This is a genomic window from Enterobacter sichuanensis, assembly GCF_009036245.1.
Taxonomy (GTDB): Bacteria; Pseudomonadota; Gammaproteobacteria; order Enterobacterales; family Enterobacteriaceae; genus Enterobacter; species Enterobacter sichuanensis.
On record NZ_CP027986.1, the window covers coordinates 1671955 to 1689786 of the forward strand.

Here is a 17832-nt window from a genome sequence, read left to right on the forward strand (position 1 = left end):
TCAGTCATTTATGAAACATAGTGTCATGAGGATATTCCTCTTACCTTGATATACCGCAAATTCCCTCCCTGGATAATCTACATATTATTCTGCGATCCCGCTGAACGCGTAATGCATCAATAAAATCGCATGGGCTTACGTTTAACAGCCATATTATGTTATTGCCAGCTTTTAATATCTTAATGAATTTTGATCACGATAAAATGAAAAAATATCAAGTGATGCAATAACTTGTCATAGCGCAATAAATATCGAGATTTTAAGCGTAATTATCTTTGCTTTTTATTTTTTGTGATAAAACGTTGAGTTATTGAGAAAGGCGTCAATTACTCTGATGCCACGTTTTACTCAGCATGTATTTTTTTTACGGTTAAGTAATTACCTAAGGTGAATTGAAACGCCGTAAATAGCATTGCTGTTTTCTTTCTCATAATGTAAGCCGACAGGTTTGCCACATTTGTGGCAGGGAAGGGGGTGACAATCCCCCGCAGCCCCCGCTGCTGTGATGCTGACGACCCCGTAATGACCACTGATCGTGAGATTGGGAAGGACGGGCGAGGAGGACGCTAAGCCAGAAGACCTGCCTGTCGGGAACGTTCAACAACTTCGGTGGGAAGTGGGTTGTACTGATGCATACAGTCGAAAGACTGGGGCGACGTGTATCTATACCACCCATCCACCCTGAACAGGATCAGGGTCATGGAGCCAAAGCAGTACGCGTTTGTTCTGGCAGGTACAGGAAGCGGTTGTGGTAAAACCACGGTGACGCTTGGCCTGTTGAGTCTGTTAAAACAGCGTGGGTTACGCGTCCAGCCGTACAAAGTGGGCCCTGACTATCTTGATACCGGCTGGCATACCAAAGTCAGCGGTACCGCCTCCCGCAACCTCGACAGCTTCATGCTGCCTGAACCGATCCTCAACGCGCTGTTTTGCGAGCATATGCAGCAGGCGGATATCGCGGTCATTGAAGGCGTGATGGGGCTGTATGACGGCTACGGCACCGATCCGAATTATTGCAGCACCGCCGCGATGGCAAAACAGCTGGGCTGTCCGGTGATTCTGCTGGTAGACGGCAAGGCGGTTTCTACGTCGATTGCCGCGACCGTAATGGGTTTTCAGCGATTCGATCCCACCCTCAATATTGCCGGGGTGATTGTTAATCGGGTTAACAGCGAATCACATTATCAGTTGCTCAAAGCGGCAATTGAACACTACTGCACGGTACCCGTCCTGGGTTATGTGCCTCGCGTTGAGGGTGTCGGTTTACCCGAGCGCCATCTGGGATTGGTCACCGCCCGGGAGTCGGTTGCGGACTCGCAGACCTGGCAGAATTTTGCCGCCCTTCTCGAACGTACACTGGATATCGAACAACTTCTCGCGCTCAGCCAGATGGCGTCGCTGCCGCAGGGCGCCTGGCCTGCGCTGCCTGATGGGGACGCCGGGCGCGGGTTAACGCTCGCGATGGCTGACGACGACGCCTTCAACTTCTATTACCCGGATAACATCACGCTGCTCGAACGTACCGGGGTCGAGATAATCCGCTTTAGCCCGCTCCGGGAGAGCCGTTTACCTGACTGCCAGATGGTCTGGCTCGGGGGCGGTTACCCGGAGCTTTATGCGGCACGGCTTGCGGAAAACACCACAATGCTCGCCAGCCTGCAGGAGGCGCACCGGCGCGGCGTGGCGATCTACGCCGAATGTGGCGGGCTGATGTATCTCGGCAGCGCGCTGGAAGATAGCGAAGGGGTGACCCACCGGATGGCCGACATTCTCCCCGGCTACAGCCGGATGGGTAAACGGCTGACCCGTTTTGGCTATTGTGAGGCGCAGGCGCGCCAGCCCACGCTGCTGGCCGATGGCGGGGAGGTGCTGCGTGGGCATGAATTCCACTATTCCGACTTCTTCCCCGATACCCCAGCGGTGCTGGCGTGCCGAAAAGTGCGCGATGGCGTGACGATGCAGGAATGGGCGGGCGGCTGGCAGGTTGGCAACACGTTCGCAAGCTACCTGCACCTCCACTTTGCCCAACGTCCCATGATGCTCAGCCGCTGGCTGGCGGCGGCGAGGGGGGCGCGATGACTCTGCTGGCATGGTGTGTCGCGTGGCTGCTTGATGTCATCATCGGCGACCCACAAAACTGGCCGCACCCGGTGCGCTGGATAGGCAACCTGATTAATGCGGTGCAGCGCGGCATACGCCACTGCTGCCATAGTGACGCGGCGTTACGCATTGGCGGCGGCGTAATGTGGCTGGCGGTGGTGGGGCTGACCTGGGGCGTGGCCTGGGGCGTGCTGGCGCTCGGACGGATAGTGCATCCCTGGCTGGGCTGGGCAATTGAGGTGTGGATGACTTTTACCGTGCTGGCCGGACGCAGTCTGGCAAACGCCGCACGGGACGTTCAACGCCCTCTGCAAGCGGGCGACCTTGATGAAAGCCGCGAAAAACTCTCCTGGATAGTGGGGCGCGATACCTCTCAGCTTCAGCCGGAACAGATCAACCGGGCGGTGGTGGAGACCGTCGCGGAGAACACGGTCGACGGCATTATCGCCCCGCTGTTTTTCCTTCTGCTGGGCGGTGCGCCGCTGGCGATGGCCTATAAAGCGGTGAATACCCTCGATTCAATGGTGGGCTACAGGCACGAAAAATACCGCGCGATCGGCATGGTCAGCGCCCGTATGGATGACGTGGCGAACGCAATTCCCGCGCGCCTGAGCTGGCTCTTGCTGAGCATTGCGGCATGGCTATGCCGCGAGGGACCCTCCCGCGCGCTGCGCGTCGGCTGGCGCGACCGCTACAACCACAGCAGCCCCAACTGCGCGTGGGCTGAAGCGACGGTTGCCGGCGCGCTGGGCGTCCGGCTTGGCGGACCCAACACCTATTTTGGCCAGCGCGTGGAAAAGCCCTGGATTGGCGACGCGCTGCGCCCGATTGCGGTAGACGACATTTCCCGAACGATTCGACTGATGTGGGTTTCCTCCACCCTGGCGCTGGTGCTGTTTATCGCAGCACGCTGGCTGATGGTTGGCGTGGCCTGAGGACAAGAGACAATGCAATACATCCAGCAACCCCAGGCGATTGAAGCCAAAAGTTTCGACATCATTGGCGAGATCATTCGCGAAACGCGGCCGGAGTACCGGTTCGCCAGCCCGCTGCATGAGGCGATCGTCAAGCGGGTAATCCATACCACTGCAGATTTTGACTGGCTGGATATTCTCTGGTTTTCAGATGACGCCATAGAGCAGCTTTGCGCGGCGCTCCGTCGCCCCTCCGTCATCTATACCGATACCACGATGGCGCTCTCCGGGATCAACAAAACGCTGCTGGCCACATTCGGGGGCGAATGTCGTTGCTATATCAGCGACCCGCGGGTGGTAGCACAGGCAAAAGCACAGGGAATCACCCGCTCGATGGCGGCCGTGGATATCGCGGTGACGGAAGGGAGTGAGAAGATCTTCGTCTTTGGCAATGCGCCAACGGCACTGTTTCGCCTGCTTGAGCATGATGTAGCCGTCAGCGGCGTGGTGGGCGTCCCGGTGGGGTTCGTGGGGGCGGCGGAATCGAAAGAGGCGCTGACGCACAGCCATTTGCCCGCTATTGCGGCACTCGGGCGCAAAGGCGGCAGCAATGTGGCAGCAGCGATTGTGAACGCCATGCTCTATTACCTGCAGGGGGCGCGATGAGCGATTCAACCTTCGATGCCCCGGTATGGCATAACGGGAAGGCGTTACGCAAAGGCTACACCACCGGTTCCTGCGCGACCGCGGCAGCGAAAGTCGCCGCGCTGATGGTGCTGCGCCAGCACCTCATTCATCAGGTCTCCATTGTCACGCCCTCCGGCGTTACGCTGTGTCTGAACGTGGAATCGCCGCACATTGAAGGACAGCAGGCGATTGCCGCCATCCGCAAAGACGGCGGTGATGACGTCGATGCCACGCACGGCATGCTGATTTTTGCTCGCGTGACGCTCAACGACAGCGGCGAGATTACGCTGTCGGGCGGCGAGGGCGTAGGGACCGTGACGCGCAAAGGCATTGGCCTGCCCCTCGGCAGCGCGGCGATCAACCGCACACCGCGTCACACCATTGAAACCGCGGTGCGTGAGGCGATTGGCCCAACCCGCGGGGCCGACATCACAATTTTTGCGCCTGAAGGGGAAGAACGGGCCCGGAAAACCTACAACTCACGCCTCGGGATCCTGGGCGGCATTTCGATCATCGGCACAACTGGCATTGTGACTCCGATGTCAGAGGAGAGCTGGAAACGATCGCTTTCTCTTGATCTGGAGATTAAACGCGCGGCCGGGCTGGAACGGGTCGTGCTGGTACCGGGCAATCATGGCGAGCGTTTTGTGCGTGAGCAGATGGGCATCGATGAAGATGTCGTGGTCACCATGAGCAATTTTGTCGGCTACATGATCGAAGAGGCGGTGCGGCTGGGATTTCGCCAGATAGTGCTGGTCGGCCATCCTGGCAAACTGATCAAAGTTGCCGCCGGGATTTTCCACACCCACAGCCATATCGCTGATGCGCGCATGGAAACGCTGGTGGCGCATCTGGCGCTACTCGGCGCGCCGCTGGAATTACTGACCGCCGTCAGCGATTGCGATACCACCGAAGCGGCGATGGAACATATCGAAACCTGGGGTTTTCAGGTTCTTTACAGCCACCTTGCCGAACGTATCTGCCTGCGCGTGATGCAGATGCTGCGTTTTACCAAAAATCCGCCGGCCTGTGACGCCATTCTGTTTTCCTTTGATAACCAGGTGCTGGGCAGCAACCGCCCGGTCGAGGCGATAGCCCGGGAGCTGCAATGTTAACGGTCGTGGGAATGGGGCCAGCGGGACTCTCCCTGATGACGCCCGCTGCGCGAGACGCCGTTGAGCACGCCGATGCGCTGGTTGGCGGAAAACGCCACCTGCAGACATTTCCGGCGTTTGGCGGCGAGACGTTTGTCCTCGGCGCCAACATTCCGGAGCTGCTGGCCTGGGTTGAGGCGCGTCAGGAGAAAAAGGTAGTGATTGTCGCCTCCGGCGATCCGCTGTTTTACGGCATCGGATCGCGGATGGTGGCGCATTTTGGTATTGCGCGCGTGCGCGTGATTCCCGGCATCAGCGCGGTGCAGTACCTGTGCGCGCAGGCGGGCATTGATATGAATGATATATGGCTCACCAGCAGCCATGGCCGCAGCGTGAATATTGATGAACTGGTACGGCATCGCAAAGTGGCGATGGTCACCGATAGCCAGTGTGGGCCGAAAGAGATTGCCGCGCAGCTGATCGCACGCGGTAAGGGGCATCGCTGGATGGTGATTGGTGAAAACCTGGCGATGGAAAACGAACGGATCCACTGGCTTACCGTCAGTGAGGTCAGCGCTGACTATGAAATGAATGCTTTGGTGATCCTCGATGAAAGATGAACTGTTTCTGCGCGGCGAAACGGTGCCGATGACCAAAGAGGCGGTACGCGCGCTTGCCCTCGCGAAACTGGAGCTGCACCGCGTCAGCCATCTGATTGATGTAGGCGCGGGGACCGGGAGCGTGTCGATAGAGGCTGCGCTGCTGTTTCCCTCTCTGCGCGTAACGGCCATTGAGCGTAACCCTGCGGCTCTGCAACTGCTTGCGGAAAATTGCCAGCATTTTGCCTGTCGCAATATCACGATTTTGCCGGGCGTTGCACCGTTACCGGTGGCGGATAAGGCCGATGCGGTATTTATGGGCGGCAGCGGTGGCCATCTGACATCGCTTATTGACTGGTCCATGTGCCAGTTACATCCAGGCGGACGTCTGGTCATGACCTTTATCCTGATGGAAAACCTCACCACCGCGCTGACCCATTTGCAGCAGATCGGCGTGCAGGACATTGATTGCCTGCAAATGCAGAGCTCCGCGCTGACCTCGCTCGGCAGCGGCCACTATTTCAAACCGAATAATCCTGTTTATGTTATCGCCTGTCAGAAGGAAGAACACCATGTCTGAGACGTTTGATTCCCGTTGTGTGTGGTTTGTCGGTGCAGGTCCCGGCGATCGTGAACTCATCACGCTCAAGGGATATCGGCTGCTGCAGCAGGCGCAGGTGGTTATCTATGCCGGTTCGCTTATCAATACCGAACTGTTGGCCTATTGCCCGCAGGAAGCCGAATGCCACGACAGCGCGGAACTCCATTTAGAACAGATCCTTGACCTGATGGCGGCAGGCGTGAAGGCCGGAAAAACGGTGGTACGTTTACAAACCGGTGATGTCTCGCTCTACGGGTCCGTCCGTGAGCAGGGCGAAGAGCTGACCAAACGCGGCATTGCCTGGCAGGTGGTGCCCGGCGTCAGCGCCTTCCTCGGCGCCGCGGCGGAGCTTGGGGTCGAATACACCGTTCCTGAAGTCTCACAAAGCCTGATTATTACCCGCCTCGAAGGCCGTACGCCGGTACCGGCGCGTGAACAGCTGGAGTCATTTGCCAGCCATCAGACCTCCATGGCGATTTATCTCTCGGTCCAGCGTATTCACCGGGTGGCGGAACGTCTGATAGAAGGTGGCTACCCTGACACCACGCCCGTTGCCGTCATTTATAAAGCGACCTGGCCGGAAAGCCACACCGTACGCGGCACGCTGGCGGATATCGCCGACAAGGTACGCGAGGCGGGGATCCGCAAAACGGCGCTCATTCTGGTCGGGAAGTTCCTGGGCGAGGAGTATCACTACTCAAAACTCTATGCTGCGGATTTTAGCCATGAATACCGCCAGGCCTGAGTCCATCGCGCTGTTTTGCCTGACGCCGGGTGGCGTACAGCTGGCGAAACGCCTGGCATTGATGCTGCCGGTAACCTGCTTTGCCAGCGAGCATTTGCAGGAAGAGGGCTTTGTCTCCTTCAACGGCGGCTTTGCCCCGGCGCTTCGCGAGGCGTTCACGCACTACCCGGCGCTGATTTTTATCGGCGCAACCGGCATTGCGGTTCGCGTCCTGGCGCCTTTGATCGACGACAAACTGAGCGACCCGGCGGTGGTGGTGATCGATGAGCGTGGGCAGCACGTGATTAGCCTGCTTTCCGGCCATGCCGGCGGCGCGAATGCGCTGACTCGCTACCTGGCGGGAATACTGGGGGCTGACCCGGTGATAACCACCGCCACGGACGTCAACGAGATGGCCGCGCTGGATACCCTTGCCATTCAGCTCAATGCCCGAATGCGCGATTTCCGAACGACGGTAAAAATCGTCAACCAGATGCTGGTGAGCCACCAGCGGGTAGGGCTGTGGTGGGATGTCGAACTCGATAACGACGTCAGTCAGTGCGATCGGCGCGGATTTATTACCGTGAGCGACCTGCAGCACCTCCCTGAACTGGATGCGCTGGTGTGTATTACGTTGCGAAATACGTTGCCGGAACTGCCGCTGCCGCACTGGAAGCTGGTCCCGCAGCGGGTTGTGGCAGGCATCGGCTGTCGACGCAATACGCCGTATTCGCTACTGGCGACGCTGCTGTCGCGTCAGCTTGAGGCGCAGCAGTTCGATCCGCTGGCGCTGAAAGCGATTGGCAGCGTCTCCCTTAAAAAAGACGAAGCGGGCCTGCTTCAGCTTGCCGCCTGCTGGCGTGTTCCTTTTGAAACCTTTACCGCTGACGCGCTGCGTGAGCACGAACATCGCTTTGCGGCCTCATCCTTTGTACGCCAGACGGTTGGGGTGGGGAGCGTCTCGGGTCCGGCAGCGTGGCTGCTGAGCCATGGGCAACTACGAGGAGAAACCCTGCGCGAACAGGGCGTCACTATCACTTTGGGAGTTTCACACTGATGTTAACCGTAATTGGAATCGGCCCGGGCTCGCAGACCATGATGACCATGGAAGCCGTAGATGCGTTACAGGCGGCAGAAATCATCGTTGGCTACAAAACCTACACCCATCTGGTGAAGGCGTTCACGGGTGATAAACAGGTTATCAAAACCGGTATGTGTAAGGAGATTGAACGCTGCCAGGCGGCGATTGAGCTGGCGCAGGACGGGCATAATGTCGCGCTTATCAGCAGCGGCGACGCCGGTATTTATGGCATGGCGGGGCTGGTGCTGGAGCTGGTCAGCAAACAGAAACTGGACGTTGAGGTTCGCCTGATCCCCGGGATGACGGCCAGTATCGCCGCCGCCTCTTTGCTTGGCGCACCGCTGATGCACGATTTTTGCCACATCAGCTTAAGCGATCTGCTGACGCCGTGGCCCGTCATCGAAAAACGCATTGTCGCCGCGGCAGAAGCGGACTTTGTCATCTGTTTCTATAACCCGCGCAGCCGGGGTCGCGAGGGCCATCTGGCACGCGCATTTGAGCTGCTGCGCGCCAGTAAAAGTCCGCAAACGCCGGTAGGGGTAGTGAAATCTGCCGGGCGTAAAAAGCAGGAGAAGTGGCTAACCACGCTGGGTGACATGGACTTTGAGCCGGTCGATATGACGAGTCTGGTGATTGTCGGAAATAAAGCCACGTATGTGCAGGAGGGGCTAATGATCACACCGCGGGGTTATGTGCTGTGAAATATGGCGACGTGCTGGTCATGGGGGGCACCAGCGATGCCCGCGCGATCTGCCATCAGCTGGATGCGGCTGGCGTGGCCTACACCCTGTCGGTGGCGACGCCCACCGGGCAGCGGCTGGCGGGCGACATTAAGGGGCGCGTGCGCTGTGGTCGTCTGGAGCCGCAACAGATGGTTGACTGGCTTACGGAAAACAGGACCCGCTGGGTGATTGACGCTTCGCATCCCTACGCTGAGGTGGTCAGCCGCAACATCCTGACGGCCTGTGAGACGGCAGGCGTGTTGCATAGCCGCTATCAACGCCCTGAACAGCTCAGCGAGCTGACGCATCCGCTGCTCTACAGCGTGCCGGGAATTGAAGAGGCCTGCGACATCGCGCGGCGTCTTGGCGAACGCGTGCTGTTGACAACCGGGAGTAAAGATCTGGCGCGCTGGCGTACCGCGTTGCCGGAGAAAACGCTGCTGGCCCGGGTACTGCCGGTGCCCGAGGTCCTTGAGCAATGCGCCGGGCTTGGCTTTGGTGTTACCGAGATTTTCGCCCTGTGCGGACCATTCAGCGCTGAGTTTAACGCGGCGTTTTATCGTCAGTGCCGGGCTGACGTGATGATAACCAAAGCGTCCGGGGCGGAAGGCGGTTATCGGGAAAAGGTTCAACCCTGTCTGGATGCGGGCATTCCCTGCATCGTGATTACACGCCCGGCACCGCTGGTGACGGGAGACGAGTTACTGGAAAGTCAGGCCGCATTCGCCAGGCGTTTAGCGCGTTGGATGGCCGTTGCTTAAGGAGATAGTGATGAAAAAGGCGCTTCTGGTGGTCAGCTTTGGTACCAGCTACCACGATACCTGCGAGAAGAACATTGTGGCCTGCGAGCGTACGCTGGCGGAAAGCTGTCCTGACCGTGAGCTGTTTCGGGCATTCACCTCCGGGATGATTATTCGCAAGCTGAAACAGCGTGACGGCATTGAGATCGATACGCCGCTGCAGGCGCTGAAAAAGCTTGCGGCTCAGGGATATCAGGATGTGGCGATTCAGTCCCTGCATATCATCAACGGCGATGAGTACGAGAAAATCGTCCGTGAAGTGCAGAGCCTGCGCCCGCTGTTTACCCGCCTGACGCTGGGGGTACCGCTCCTGAGCAGCCACGACGATTACGCGCAGCTGATATGCGCATTGCAACAGCAGATGCCAGCGCTTGGTGCCACGGAAAAAGTGGTGTTTATGGGCCACGGCGCCAGCCATCACGCCTTTGCGGCCTATGCCTGCCTTGACCACATGATGATGGTCCAGGGTTTCCCTGCCCGCGTCGGTGCGGTGGAGAGTTACCCGGAAGTCGACATCCTGATTGAGAGCCTCGCTAAAGAGGGCGTCACCGCCGTGCATCTGATGCCGCTGATGCTGGTGGCAGGCGATCACGCCATTAATGATATGGCCTCTGATGCCGAGGATTCCTGGAAGACGTTGTTTAACGCAGCCGGGATCGCGGCGACGCCGTGGCTGAGCGGGCTGGGAGAAAACCTGGCGGTGCGCGCGATGTTCGTCGCCCATCTGCAGCAGGCGCTGAGCGTCGCGATGGAGGAGGCAGCATGAGCGGCAAACTGTACGCCCTGAGTACCGGGCCGGGCGCGTCTGACCTTATCACCGTGCGCGCCTCACGTATCCTCGGTTCGCTGGATATTCTCTATGCCCCGGCCGGCCGCAAAGGCGGCGATAGCCTGGCGCTCTCTATCGTCCGGCCGTTTATCGGCCAACAGACCGACATCCGCTGCTGCCATTTTCCCATGAGCGCCGACGATGCTGAAAAAGAGGCGGTATGGGATGAGGTGGCCGACGCGTTAGTCAGGGCGGTGAACGACGGAAAACAGGTTGGCTTTATCACCCTGGGCGACGCCATGCTGTTCAGCACCTGGGTGTTCTTACTGCGACGCATCGGCAATCCGGACTGGCTGGAAATTGTGCCCGGGGTGACGTCGTTTGCCGCGATTGCCGCGCGGTCCAAAACGCCGCTGGCGATGGAACAGCAGTCGCTGGCGGTGATCGCCTGTACCGCGCCGGAAGCGGAGATTGCACAGGCGCTGCAGCAGCACGACAGTCTGGTGCTGATGAAGGTGTATGGCCGGTTTGCGCGCATCAAAGCGCTGCTGGCACAGGCCGGGTTGCTGAACTGTGCGCTGATGATGTCAGAGGCCACGCTCCCTGGCGAGCAGTGCTGGCGGCATCTGGATGAGGTTGCTGATGACCAGCCGTTACCCTATTTCTCGACCATTCTGGTCAACAAACAGTGGGAGTATGCGTAATGAAACTCGAACAACAGCTTAAACAGCTGTCATTTGGTGGCCTGGCGGCGGCGCTATTGCTGATGGTGGTGCCGGAGCAGGCGTTCGCAATGCACATCATGGAAGGGTTTTTACCGCCGATGTGGGCGCTGGCGTGGTGGCTGCTCTTCTTACCGTGTTTGTGGTACGGACTGGTGCGCTTGCGCCGTATCGTGCAGGAGGATAGCCACCAGAAAGTCCTGCTGGCGCTGTGCGGGGCATTTATTTTCGTGCTGTCGGCACTGAAGATCCCATCGGTAACCGGCAGTTGCTCGCATCCCACCGGCGTGGGACTCGCCGTGATTCTGTTCGGGCCTGGGGTCGTCGCCATCCTCGGCGCCATCGTGCTGTTGTTTCAGGCGCTGCTGCTGGCACACGGCGGTTTGACCACGCTTGGCGCGAACGGCATGTCGATGGCGGTGATTGGGCCGGTTGTTGGGTATATGGTGTGGAAGATGGCCTGCCGTGCCGGGCTCCGTCGTGATGTCGGGGTATTTTTGTGCGCGATGCTGGCGGATCTGGTGACTTATTTTGTGACTTCGGTTCAGCTTGGCGCGGCGTTCCCGGACCCGGTGACGGGTACCACGGGCTCGATGGTGAAATTCATGGGCATTTTCTGCCTGACGCAGATCCCCATCGCCATTGCAGAGGGATTGTTAACCGTCATGATTTATGACCAGTTGACCAAACGTCAGCTGATTACCGCACAAGGATACTGAGATGAAAAAAACGCTGATGCTGTTGGCGATGGTGCTTGTCCTGATCGTACTGCCATTTTTTATCGATCACGGGGGGGAGTTTGGCGGCTCGGATGGTGAAGCCGAAAATCAAATCCAGGTTGTGGCGCCGCATTACACGCCATGGTTCACGCCGCTCTATGAACCCGCCAGCGGCGAAATTGAAAGCCTGCTGTTTACGCTCCAGGGCTCCATTGGCGCAGCGGTGATTTTCTATATTTTGGGCTACACCAAAGGCAGACAGCGCCGTGATGACCGGGCTTGACAGGCTTAGCTACCAGAGCCGCTGGGCTCACGTTGCGCCGGAACGCAAGTTTCTGCTCTGGATGGCGCTGATGATGCTGGCGTTTGTACTGCCGCCGCTGGGACAGGGGATCGTACTGGCGTTGACGGCGGGACTGACCTGCTGGCTGCTGCGTATGAGCTTCTGGCGCTGGTGCCGCTGGATGGCGTTGCCGTTTGGCTTTCTGCTGGTCGGGGTACTGACGATCCTCTTTAGCGTCACCCGAGACCCGCACACGCTGGCGGTCAGCGTCCCCGTGGGGCACTACTGGCTGGGGATCACCGTTTCCGGGATGACCGCCGCCAGTGAAACCTTCTTGCGCAGCCTTGCCGCGCTGGCGGCGACGTTCTGGCTGGTACTGAACTTGCCGTTTCCGCAGCTGATTGTACTGCTTAAGCGGGCGCGCGTGCCGCGTCTGCTTACCGAACAGATTCTGCTGACCTGGCGCTTTATTTTTATTTTGCTGGACGAAGCGCTGGCGATTCATCGCGCGCAGACCCTGCGTTTTGGCTATCGCAGCCTGCCAAAATGCTATCGCTCTCTGGCGATGCTGGTCGGTTTGCTGTTTACCCGGGTGTTGATTCGCTATCAACAGATGGCGACCACGCTGGATATTAAACTCTACCAGGGTGATTTTCCCCTGTAAGGAATCGCACAATGCTGACCACCGCCAATCTCTGGTTTCGCTATCAGAAGGCGCAGGTACTTAAAGGGCTGACGCTGGATTTTTCGACCCATGCCGTCACCGGGCTGGTCGGGGCTAACGGTTGCGGAAAGTCGACGTTATTTATGAACCTGAGCGGCCTGCTGAGGCCGCAGCAGGGGGCGGTTCTGTGGCAGGGGAAGCCGCTGGACTACAGCAAACGCGGACTGCTGGCGCTCCGTCAACAGGTCGCAACGGTGTTTCAGGACCCCGATCAGCAGATCTTTTATACCGATATTGATAGCGACATCGCCTTCAGCCTGCGCAACCTGGGGGTGGCGGAGCCGGAGATCGCGCGGCGCGTCGACGATGCGCTGACGCTGGTCGACGCGCAGCGTTTTCGTCAGCAGCCGATCCAGTGCCTGAGCCATGGGCAAAAGAAGCGAGTCGCCATCGCTGGGGCACTGGTACTGGGGGCGCGCTATCTTCTGCTGGACGAGCCCACGGCCGGGCTTGATCCTTCAGGACGCACGCAGATGATCGAGATTATCAGACGTATTGTGGCGCAGGGGAACCACGTGGTGATCTCCAGTCATGATATTGACCTGATTTACGAGGTCAGCGATGCCGTCTACGTGCTGCGTCAGGGAGAAGTGCTGGCGCACGGTGCGCCGGGCGAGGTGTTTGCCCGCAGCGAACTGATTGAACGGGCCGGATTAACGCAGCCCTGGCTCGTCAAACTGCATGCGCAACTTGGCCTGCCGTTATGCAAAACCGAAGATGAATTTTTCAGCCGTATGCGACAAAAAAACGTAATGAAGGAGGCCTCATGACGCAGGCAATTATGTTGCAGGGAACCGCTTCTGACGTCGGTAAAAGCGTCCTGGTGGCTGGGCTGTGCCGGATTTTTTATCAGGATGGCCTGCGTACCGCGCCGTTTAAATCGCAGAATATGGCGCTCAATTCCGGTATCACCCCTGAGGGAAAAGAGATGGGCCGCGCGCAGATTTTTCAGGCCCAGGCGGCGGGGATCACGCCAGACGTACGGATGAATCCGGTGTTGTTAAAACCGACCAGTGACCGTAAAGCGCAGGTGGTGCTGATGGGGCAGGTGGCGACCGATATGGACGCGGTCAGCTACCACGCGTACAAACCGCGTCTGCGGGAGCAGATCCGTAATGTCTATAACAGCCTGGCCAGAGAGTATGACGTGCTGGTGCTGGAAGGCGCGGGTAGCCCGGCGGAAATTAACCTGCGCGATCGCGATATCGTCAATATGGGGATGGCCGAAATGGCGCAGTGCCCGGTGATCCTCGTGGCGGACATTGACAGAGGCGGCGTGTTTGCCGCCATCTACGGGACGCTGGCGCTGCTGCACGACCACGAGCGGGCGCGCGTGAAAGGGGTCATCATCAATAAATTTCGTGGCGATGTTGCGCTGCTCTGTTCGGGCATTGAACAGATAGAAAACCTGACCGGCGTGCCGGTGTTGGGCGTTATGCCGTGGCTGGATGTGGATCTGGAAGATGAGGACGGCGTGGCGCTGCAAAAGGGAAAATACCTGCGAACCGCGCCGCGTGATATCGACATTGCCGTGGTGCAGGTTCCGCATATCTCCAACTTCACCGACTTTAACGCCCTGGCGGCGCAGCCCGATGTTCGCGTGCGCTATGTTCGCTCTCCCCAGGAGCTGGCGGGGGCTGACCTCGTGATTCTCCCCGGCAGTAAAAATACGCTGGGCGATCTGGCCTGGCTGCGGGAAAGCGGCATGGCGCACGCGGTGCTGCAGTCCCACCAACAGAACGTGCCCGTCATGGGCATTTGCGGCGGCTACCAGATGCTTGGCGACACCATCATTGATGAGGTGGAATCGGGAATAGGAACCCAGCCAGGACTGGGTCTACTTCATACCGTGACTCGCTTTGCGCAGCGAAAAACCACGACGCAGGTTTCCGGGCGGATGGCGTCGGCGCTGCCGACGTGGCTTGCCCCGTTATCAGGCATGAAGGTGCAGGGTTATGAGATTCATATGGGAGAGACCCGGCTGATCTCCGACGGTGACCCGGCGCTGTTTCTGGAAAAAGGGGGCACGCACATAGCCGATGGTGCCATCAGCGCTGACGGGAAGGTGATAGGAACGTATCTCCATGGGTTATTCGATAACGATGCGTTCACGCGCGCCATGGTGGATGGCTTACGCCAGCGCAAAGGACTGGCGCCATTAGACGTTGCGGTAGATTACGCGGCTTATAAAGCACAACAGTTTGATATCCTGGCGAGCGCGATGCGAGAACATATTGATATTGAGAAGATCTATCAAATAATGCGGGAGCATCAGGAGGTGGGCGCATGATATTAGTCACCGGAGGCGCGCGCAGCGGGAAAAGTGCGCACGTCGAACAACTGGCGGCGCAACAGTGCGAACGCGTGCTGTATATCGCGACGTCAGTGATTACCGATGAAGAGATGGCGCTGCGCGTTGACAAGCACCGCGCCCAGCGTCCTGCGCACTGGCGAACCTGGGAAGGGTATCGCGATCTGGGTGATGTGATTCGCCACCAGGTGCAGCCGGGCGAAGGCGTTGTTCTGGAATGCGTCACCACCCTGTTGTCGAACCTGCTCTATGACGCCAGCGGCGGCGCGTCGCCAGAAACCCTCGATTTTTCCGCGCTTGAGGCGGTGTTGCAAGAGCAGGTGGACGACCTGATTGCAGCCTGTCAGCAGTCGGCGGCGCCGGTTTATATTGTGACCAATGAGCTGGGCATGAGCATTACGCCAGAGAATCGGCTGGCGCGTCATTTTGTTGATATTGCCGGGCGCGCGAACCAGAAGCTGGCGCGGGCGGCGCAGGACGTGTGGCTGGTTGTCTCGGGAATTGGAGTAAAGATTAAATGTCGTTAAAAATGTTGTGGGCGACGCTGGGATTTATTACCCGTATACCGGTGCCGCAAAAATGGAGCGACGGCGTTGAATTTTCGCAGTATGGCCGTGGCGTTCCCTGGTTCCCCGTGGTGGGCTTGATCGTTGGCGGCCTGGCCGCCGTAAGCTATCTGGCGGTGAGCCAGACCGGCGGGGGCATCATCATCGGTGCGGTTGCCTGGGTGCTGGCGCTGGTGCTGCTGACCGGCGGGTTTCATCTGGACGGTCTGGCGGACACCTGCGATGGCGTTTTTTCTGCCCGCACCCGTGAACGGATGCTGGAGATTATGCGCGATAGCCGGTTGGGGACTTACGGCGGTCTGGCCATCGTATTCTGCATCCTTATCAAAGTCGCTACGGCGATCTCCCTGGCTCATCTTCCCGTTAATACCCTCTTTGCACTGCTGGTGTGTGCGCCGATCGTCGGGCGCACGGGAATGGTGTTGGCCATGTACCGGCAGCACTATGCGCGTGAGGGTGCTGGCATGGCAAACGCCTATCTCGGCCATATCAGCGGCAAAGAGACCATCATCACCCTCTGCATCGGCGTAGCGCTCGTGGGGCTGATGGCGGGGATGCAGGGGCTTGTCGCCAGCATCATCGCCTGGATTGTCGTCAACGCGGTAAAGACTTTTTTAAGCCGCCGACTGAACGGGCTAACGGGGGATACCCTGGGCGCGATGGAGGAGATAGGCGAAATGGTCTTCCTTCTGGCGCTTCTGTGGGTCTGACGTATGCGTATTTTTCTGGTCCGGCACGGTCAAACCACCGCTAACCTCAGCGGTGTATTTTACGGGAGTACCGATTTGTCGCTCTCGCCGCAGGGCATTGCGCAAAGCCAGCGTGTTGCCGGGTTTTTGGCCGGGGTCGCGTTCGGGCAAACGCGCGTCAGCGCGCTGCAGCGTGCTCAGCAAACGGCGCGGCTTATCGTGCCAACTGCCCATGATGTTCAAGTGGATGCGCGTCTTAACGAGCTGGATTTTGGCAAATGGGAGATGCGGCACTACAGCGACATTGAAAAAGAAAATCCCGCGTCGTGGCAGCGCTGGATGGATGACTGGCAAAACGCCACGCCCGACGGCGGCGAAGCCTTCCCGCATTTCGCCGCACGTGTCAGGGCGGCGGCGGCGGATGAGATGAGTCAACTGCAGCAGCACGAAGAGATGCTCATTGTGGCCCATCAGGGCGTGCTGAGCCTGCTGCTGGCAACCTGGTTAGGGATGCCCCCGGCAGCGATGTGGCATTTCCCGTTCAGTCATGATGCCTACACGGTCGTTGAAAATCGGGCCGGGCATTGGGTATTACGCGTATTTAATGGCAGAAGCGTTTGGCAAACTGAAGAGTGAGGGTGATGAGGATGGGGACAGTGAAGGCGCTGGCGGCGGCCATCAGACCGCTTGATAAACAGAAGATTCAGGCGGCCTCGCGGCATGTTGATGGCTTAATCAAGCCGACAAACAGCCTCGGTCGGCTGGAGAGTCTGGCAATACAGCTTGCGGGAATGGGGGGAATCGACAGGCTCGATAATCTGCAAAAAGAGATTATCGTGATGTGCGCCGACCATGGCGTGTTTGATGAAGGCGTGGCTGTGACGCCGAAAGTGGTGACCAGGCTTCAGGCCGTCAATATGCAAAAGGGGTTGACCGGGGTATGTGTGCTGGCCCGCACTAGCCAGACGTCGGTACTCCCCGTTGACATCGGCATTGACGGTGAGCCTGTTGACAATATGCTCAGCCTTAAACTCTCTCGTGGCTGCGGGAATATCGCCCAGGGGCCTGCGATGAGCCGTCAGGATGCCGAACACCTGCTGCTGGCGAGCGCCAGCCTCGTTAAAAAACGTGCTCAGGAGGGGATTTCCGTCTTTGGCGTTGGCGAGCTGGGTATTGCGAACACGACGCCGGCCTCGGCAATCATCAGCGTACTGACCGACAGCGATCCGCATGAGGTGGTGGGGATTGGGGCAAATTTGCCGCAGGACCGGGTACAGCATAAGGAAGCCATTGTTCGGCAGGCGATACGCATTAACCAGCCGGATGCGCGCGATGCGGTTGACGTTCTGGCCAAAGTTGGCGGCTATGACCTGGTGGGTATGACCGGGGTGATATTAGGCGCTGGCGCATGCGGACTGCCCGTTGTGTTGGACGGTTTTCTCTCGTATGCCGCAGCCATCGCCGCCTGTCAGATTGCGCCAGAAGTTAAGAACTACTGTATTCCCTCTCATTTTTCCGCCGAAAAAGGGGCCAGACGTGCGCTGGAGCACCTTGGGCTGGCGCCCTTTATCCATCTTGACATGCGTCTTGGCGAAGGGAGCGGTGCCGCGCTGGCAATGTCTATTGTCAGTGCGGCATGCGCGATGTATTGCGAGATGGGGCTACTGGCGCAAAGCGGCATTGAGTTGCCCGTTCCGGCGTGACGGAATGCGATACGTTTGATTTGT

At 58.7% G+C, this 17832-nt stretch carries 21 protein-coding genes and 1 riboswitch; all 21 genes read left to right on the forward strand.

The features are described from left to right. The first annotated feature begins 427 nt into the window (after positions 1-427). Positions 428-602, forward strand: a riboswitch (cobalamin riboswitch). 97 nt (positions 603-699) lie between these two features. Genes C1N69_RS07860 through cobT form a run of 21 tightly spaced genes read left to right on the forward strand, consistent with a single transcriptional unit; the run spans position 700 to position 17808 of the window. Next, positions 700-2079 (forward strand): cobyrinic acid a,c-diamide synthase CobB, encoded by a 1380-nt coding sequence (locus tag C1N69_RS07860; RefSeq protein ID WP_155030945.1) that lies wholly within the window; start codon positions 700-702, stop codon positions 2077-2079. Beyond that, complete coding sequence (gene cbiB, locus C1N69_RS07865) at positions 2076-3035, forward strand: adenosylcobinamide-phosphate synthase CbiB (RefSeq protein WP_155030946.1); 960 nt, start codon at positions 2076-2078, stop codon at positions 3033-3035. The genes C1N69_RS07860 and cbiB overlap by 4 nt, the downstream gene beginning before the upstream one ends. A gap of 12 nt (positions 3036-3047) precedes the next feature. Further along, positions 3048-3680 (forward strand): cobalt-precorrin-8 methylmutase, encoded by a 633-nt coding sequence (locus tag C1N69_RS07870; protein ID WP_025755940.1) that lies wholly within the window; start codon positions 3048-3050, stop codon positions 3678-3680. Continuing rightward, positions 3677-4816, forward strand: a complete 1140-nt coding sequence (cbiD, locus tag C1N69_RS07875; protein ID WP_095440963.1) for a cobalt-precorrin-5B (C(1))-methyltransferase CbiD — start codon at positions 3677-3679, stop codon at positions 4814-4816. The genes C1N69_RS07870 and cbiD overlap by 4 nt, the downstream gene beginning before the upstream one ends. Further along, complete coding sequence (locus C1N69_RS07880; protein ID WP_155030947.1) at positions 4810-5415, forward strand: cobalt-precorrin-7 (C(5))-methyltransferase; 606 nt, start codon at positions 4810-4812, stop codon at positions 5413-5415. Before cbiD ends, C1N69_RS07880 begins: the two co-directional genes overlap by 7 nt. Then, entirely contained in the window at positions 5405-5974 is a 570-nt protein-coding gene (locus C1N69_RS07885) for a decarboxylating cobalt-precorrin-6B (C(15))-methyltransferase (protein ID WP_155030948.1), read from the forward strand. The genes C1N69_RS07880 and C1N69_RS07885 overlap by 11 nt, the downstream gene beginning before the upstream one ends. Then, positions 5967-6740, forward strand: coding sequence for a cobalt-precorrin-4 methyltransferase (locus tag C1N69_RS07890; protein WP_047958201.1), 774 nt, complete (start codon positions 5967-5969; stop codon positions 6738-6740). The genes C1N69_RS07885 and C1N69_RS07890 overlap by 8 nt, the downstream gene beginning before the upstream one ends. Next, positions 6721-7776 (forward strand): cobalt-precorrin 5A hydrolase, encoded by a 1056-nt coding sequence (gene cbiG, locus C1N69_RS07895; RefSeq protein ID WP_155030949.1) that lies wholly within the window; start codon positions 6721-6723, stop codon positions 7774-7776. The genes C1N69_RS07890 and cbiG overlap by 20 nt, the downstream gene beginning before the upstream one ends. Next, the gene (locus tag C1N69_RS07900; RefSeq protein ID WP_155030950.1) at positions 7776-8501 is read left to right on the forward strand and encodes a precorrin-3B C(17)-methyltransferase; all 726 of its coding nucleotides are present in this window, start codon (positions 7776-7778) and stop codon (positions 8499-8501) included. Before cbiG ends, C1N69_RS07900 begins: the two co-directional genes overlap by 1 nt. Beyond that, positions 8498-9283, forward strand: coding sequence for a cobalt-precorrin-6A reductase (locus C1N69_RS07905; RefSeq protein WP_155030951.1), 786 nt, complete (start codon positions 8498-8500; stop codon positions 9281-9283). Before C1N69_RS07900 ends, C1N69_RS07905 begins: the two co-directional genes overlap by 4 nt. A gap of 10 nt (positions 9284-9293) precedes the next feature. After that, complete coding sequence (gene cbiK / locus C1N69_RS07910) at positions 9294-10088, forward strand: sirohydrochlorin cobaltochelatase (RefSeq protein ID WP_155030952.1); 795 nt, start codon at positions 9294-9296, stop codon at positions 10086-10088. Continuing rightward, positions 10085-10795: a cobalt-factor II C(20)-methyltransferase gene (locus tag C1N69_RS07915; RefSeq protein ID WP_025755932.1), complete on the forward strand. Its 711-nt coding sequence runs from the start codon at positions 10085-10087 to the stop codon at positions 10793-10795. Before cbiK ends, C1N69_RS07915 begins: the two co-directional genes overlap by 4 nt. Then, positions 10795-11532, forward strand: coding sequence for a cobalt ECF transporter S component CbiM (gene cbiM, locus C1N69_RS07920; RefSeq protein ID WP_088244150.1), 738 nt, complete (start codon positions 10795-10797; stop codon positions 11530-11532). Before C1N69_RS07915 ends, cbiM begins: the two co-directional genes overlap by 1 nt. A 1-nt stretch (position 11533) precedes the next feature. Continuing rightward, positions 11534-11815 carry an energy-coupling factor ABC transporter substrate-binding protein gene (locus C1N69_RS07925; RefSeq protein WP_059385510.1) on the forward strand — a complete coding sequence of 94 codons (282 nt, stop codon included), beginning with the start codon at positions 11534-11536 and terminating at the stop codon, positions 11813-11815. Then, a complete protein-coding gene (locus tag C1N69_RS07930; RefSeq protein ID WP_155031911.1) occupies positions 11802-12479 on the forward strand; it encodes an energy-coupling factor ABC transporter transmembrane protein in 678 nt (225 codons plus the stop codon). The genes C1N69_RS07925 and C1N69_RS07930 overlap by 14 nt, the downstream gene beginning before the upstream one ends. 11 nt (positions 12480-12490) lie before the next feature. Continuing rightward, complete coding sequence (locus C1N69_RS07935) at positions 12491-13309, forward strand: energy-coupling factor ABC transporter ATP-binding protein (protein WP_155030953.1); 819 nt, start codon at positions 12491-12493, stop codon at positions 13307-13309. Then, on the forward strand, positions 13306-14829 hold the full coding sequence (locus C1N69_RS07940; protein WP_155030954.1) for a cobyric acid synthase: 1524 nt from the start codon (positions 13306-13308) through the stop codon (positions 14827-14829). Before C1N69_RS07935 ends, C1N69_RS07940 begins: the two co-directional genes overlap by 4 nt. Beyond that, on the forward strand, positions 14826-15377 hold the full coding sequence (gene cobU, locus C1N69_RS07945; protein ID WP_045284666.1) for a bifunctional adenosylcobinamide kinase/adenosylcobinamide-phosphate guanylyltransferase: 552 nt from the start codon (positions 14826-14828) through the stop codon (positions 15375-15377). The genes C1N69_RS07940 and cobU overlap by 4 nt, the downstream gene beginning before the upstream one ends. Beyond that, positions 15368-16126 carry an adenosylcobinamide-GDP ribazoletransferase gene (gene cobS / locus C1N69_RS07950; RefSeq protein ID WP_155030955.1) on the forward strand — a complete coding sequence of 253 codons (759 nt, stop codon included), beginning with the start codon at positions 15368-15370 and terminating at the stop codon, positions 16124-16126. The genes cobU and cobS overlap by 10 nt, the downstream gene beginning before the upstream one ends. Before the next feature lie 3 nt (positions 16127-16129). After that, a complete protein-coding gene (locus tag C1N69_RS07955; protein ID WP_155030956.1) occupies positions 16130-16741 on the forward strand; it encodes a histidine phosphatase family protein in 612 nt (203 codons plus the stop codon). Between the two features lie 11 nt (positions 16742-16752). Beyond that, complete coding sequence (gene cobT / locus C1N69_RS07960) at positions 16753-17808, forward strand: nicotinate-nucleotide--dimethylbenzimidazole phosphoribosyltransferase (protein ID WP_094918280.1); 1056 nt, start codon at positions 16753-16755, stop codon at positions 17806-17808. Positions 17809-17832 lie beyond the last annotated feature (24 nt).

Coding starts and splice junctions, on each gene's coding strand:
- C1N69_RS07930 (WP_155031911.1), top strand. CDS start 11,802: ATGACCGGGCTTGACAGGCTTAGCTACCAGAGCCGCTGGGCTCACGTT.
- cbiG (WP_155030949.1), top strand. CDS start 6,721: ATGAATACCGCCAGGCCTGAGTCCATCGCGCTGTTTTGCCTGACGCCG.
- C1N69_RS07935 (WP_155030953.1), top strand. CDS start 12,491: ATGCTGACCACCGCCAATCTCTGGTTTCGCTATCAGAAGGCGCAGGTA.
- C1N69_RS07890 (WP_047958201.1), top strand. CDS start 5,967: ATGTCTGAGACGTTTGATTCCCGTTGTGTGTGGTTTGTCGGTGCAGGT.
- C1N69_RS07900 (WP_155030950.1), top strand. CDS start 7,776: ATGTTAACCGTAATTGGAATCGGCCCGGGCTCGCAGACCATGATGACC.
- cbiK (WP_155030952.1), top strand. CDS start 9,294: ATGAAAAAGGCGCTTCTGGTGGTCAGCTTTGGTACCAGCTACCACGAT.
- cobT (WP_094918280.1), top strand. CDS start 16,753: ATGGGGACAGTGAAGGCGCTGGCGGCGGCCATCAGACCGCTTGATAAA.
- cobU (WP_045284666.1), top strand. CDS start 14,826: ATGATATTAGTCACCGGAGGCGCGCGCAGCGGGAAAAGTGCGCACGTC.
- C1N69_RS07915 (WP_025755932.1), top strand. CDS start 10,085: ATGAGCGGCAAACTGTACGCCCTGAGTACCGGGCCGGGCGCGTCTGAC.
- C1N69_RS07870 (WP_025755940.1), top strand. CDS start 3,048: ATGCAATACATCCAGCAACCCCAGGCGATTGAAGCCAAAAGTTTCGAC.
- C1N69_RS07955 (WP_155030956.1), top strand. CDS start 16,130: ATGCGTATTTTTCTGGTCCGGCACGGTCAAACCACCGCTAACCTCAGC.
- C1N69_RS07860 (WP_155030945.1), top strand. CDS start 700: ATGGAGCCAAAGCAGTACGCGTTTGTTCTGGCAGGTACAGGAAGCGGT.
- cobS (WP_155030955.1), top strand. CDS start 15,368: ATGTCGTTAAAAATGTTGTGGGCGACGCTGGGATTTATTACCCGTATA.
- C1N69_RS07880 (WP_155030947.1), top strand. CDS start 4,810: ATGTTAACGGTCGTGGGAATGGGGCCAGCGGGACTCTCCCTGATGACG.
- C1N69_RS07885 (WP_155030948.1), top strand. CDS start 5,405: ATGAAAGATGAACTGTTTCTGCGCGGCGAAACGGTGCCGATGACCAAA.
- cbiB (WP_155030946.1), top strand. CDS start 2,076: ATGACTCTGCTGGCATGGTGTGTCGCGTGGCTGCTTGATGTCATCATC.
- cbiM (WP_088244150.1), top strand. CDS start 10,795: ATGAAACTCGAACAACAGCTTAAACAGCTGTCATTTGGTGGCCTGGCG.
- C1N69_RS07940 (WP_155030954.1), top strand. CDS start 13,306: ATGACGCAGGCAATTATGTTGCAGGGAACCGCTTCTGACGTCGGTAAA.
- cbiD (WP_095440963.1), top strand. CDS start 3,677: ATGAGCGATTCAACCTTCGATGCCCCGGTATGGCATAACGGGAAGGCG.
- C1N69_RS07925 (WP_059385510.1), top strand. CDS start 11,534: ATGAAAAAAACGCTGATGCTGTTGGCGATGGTGCTTGTCCTGATCGTA.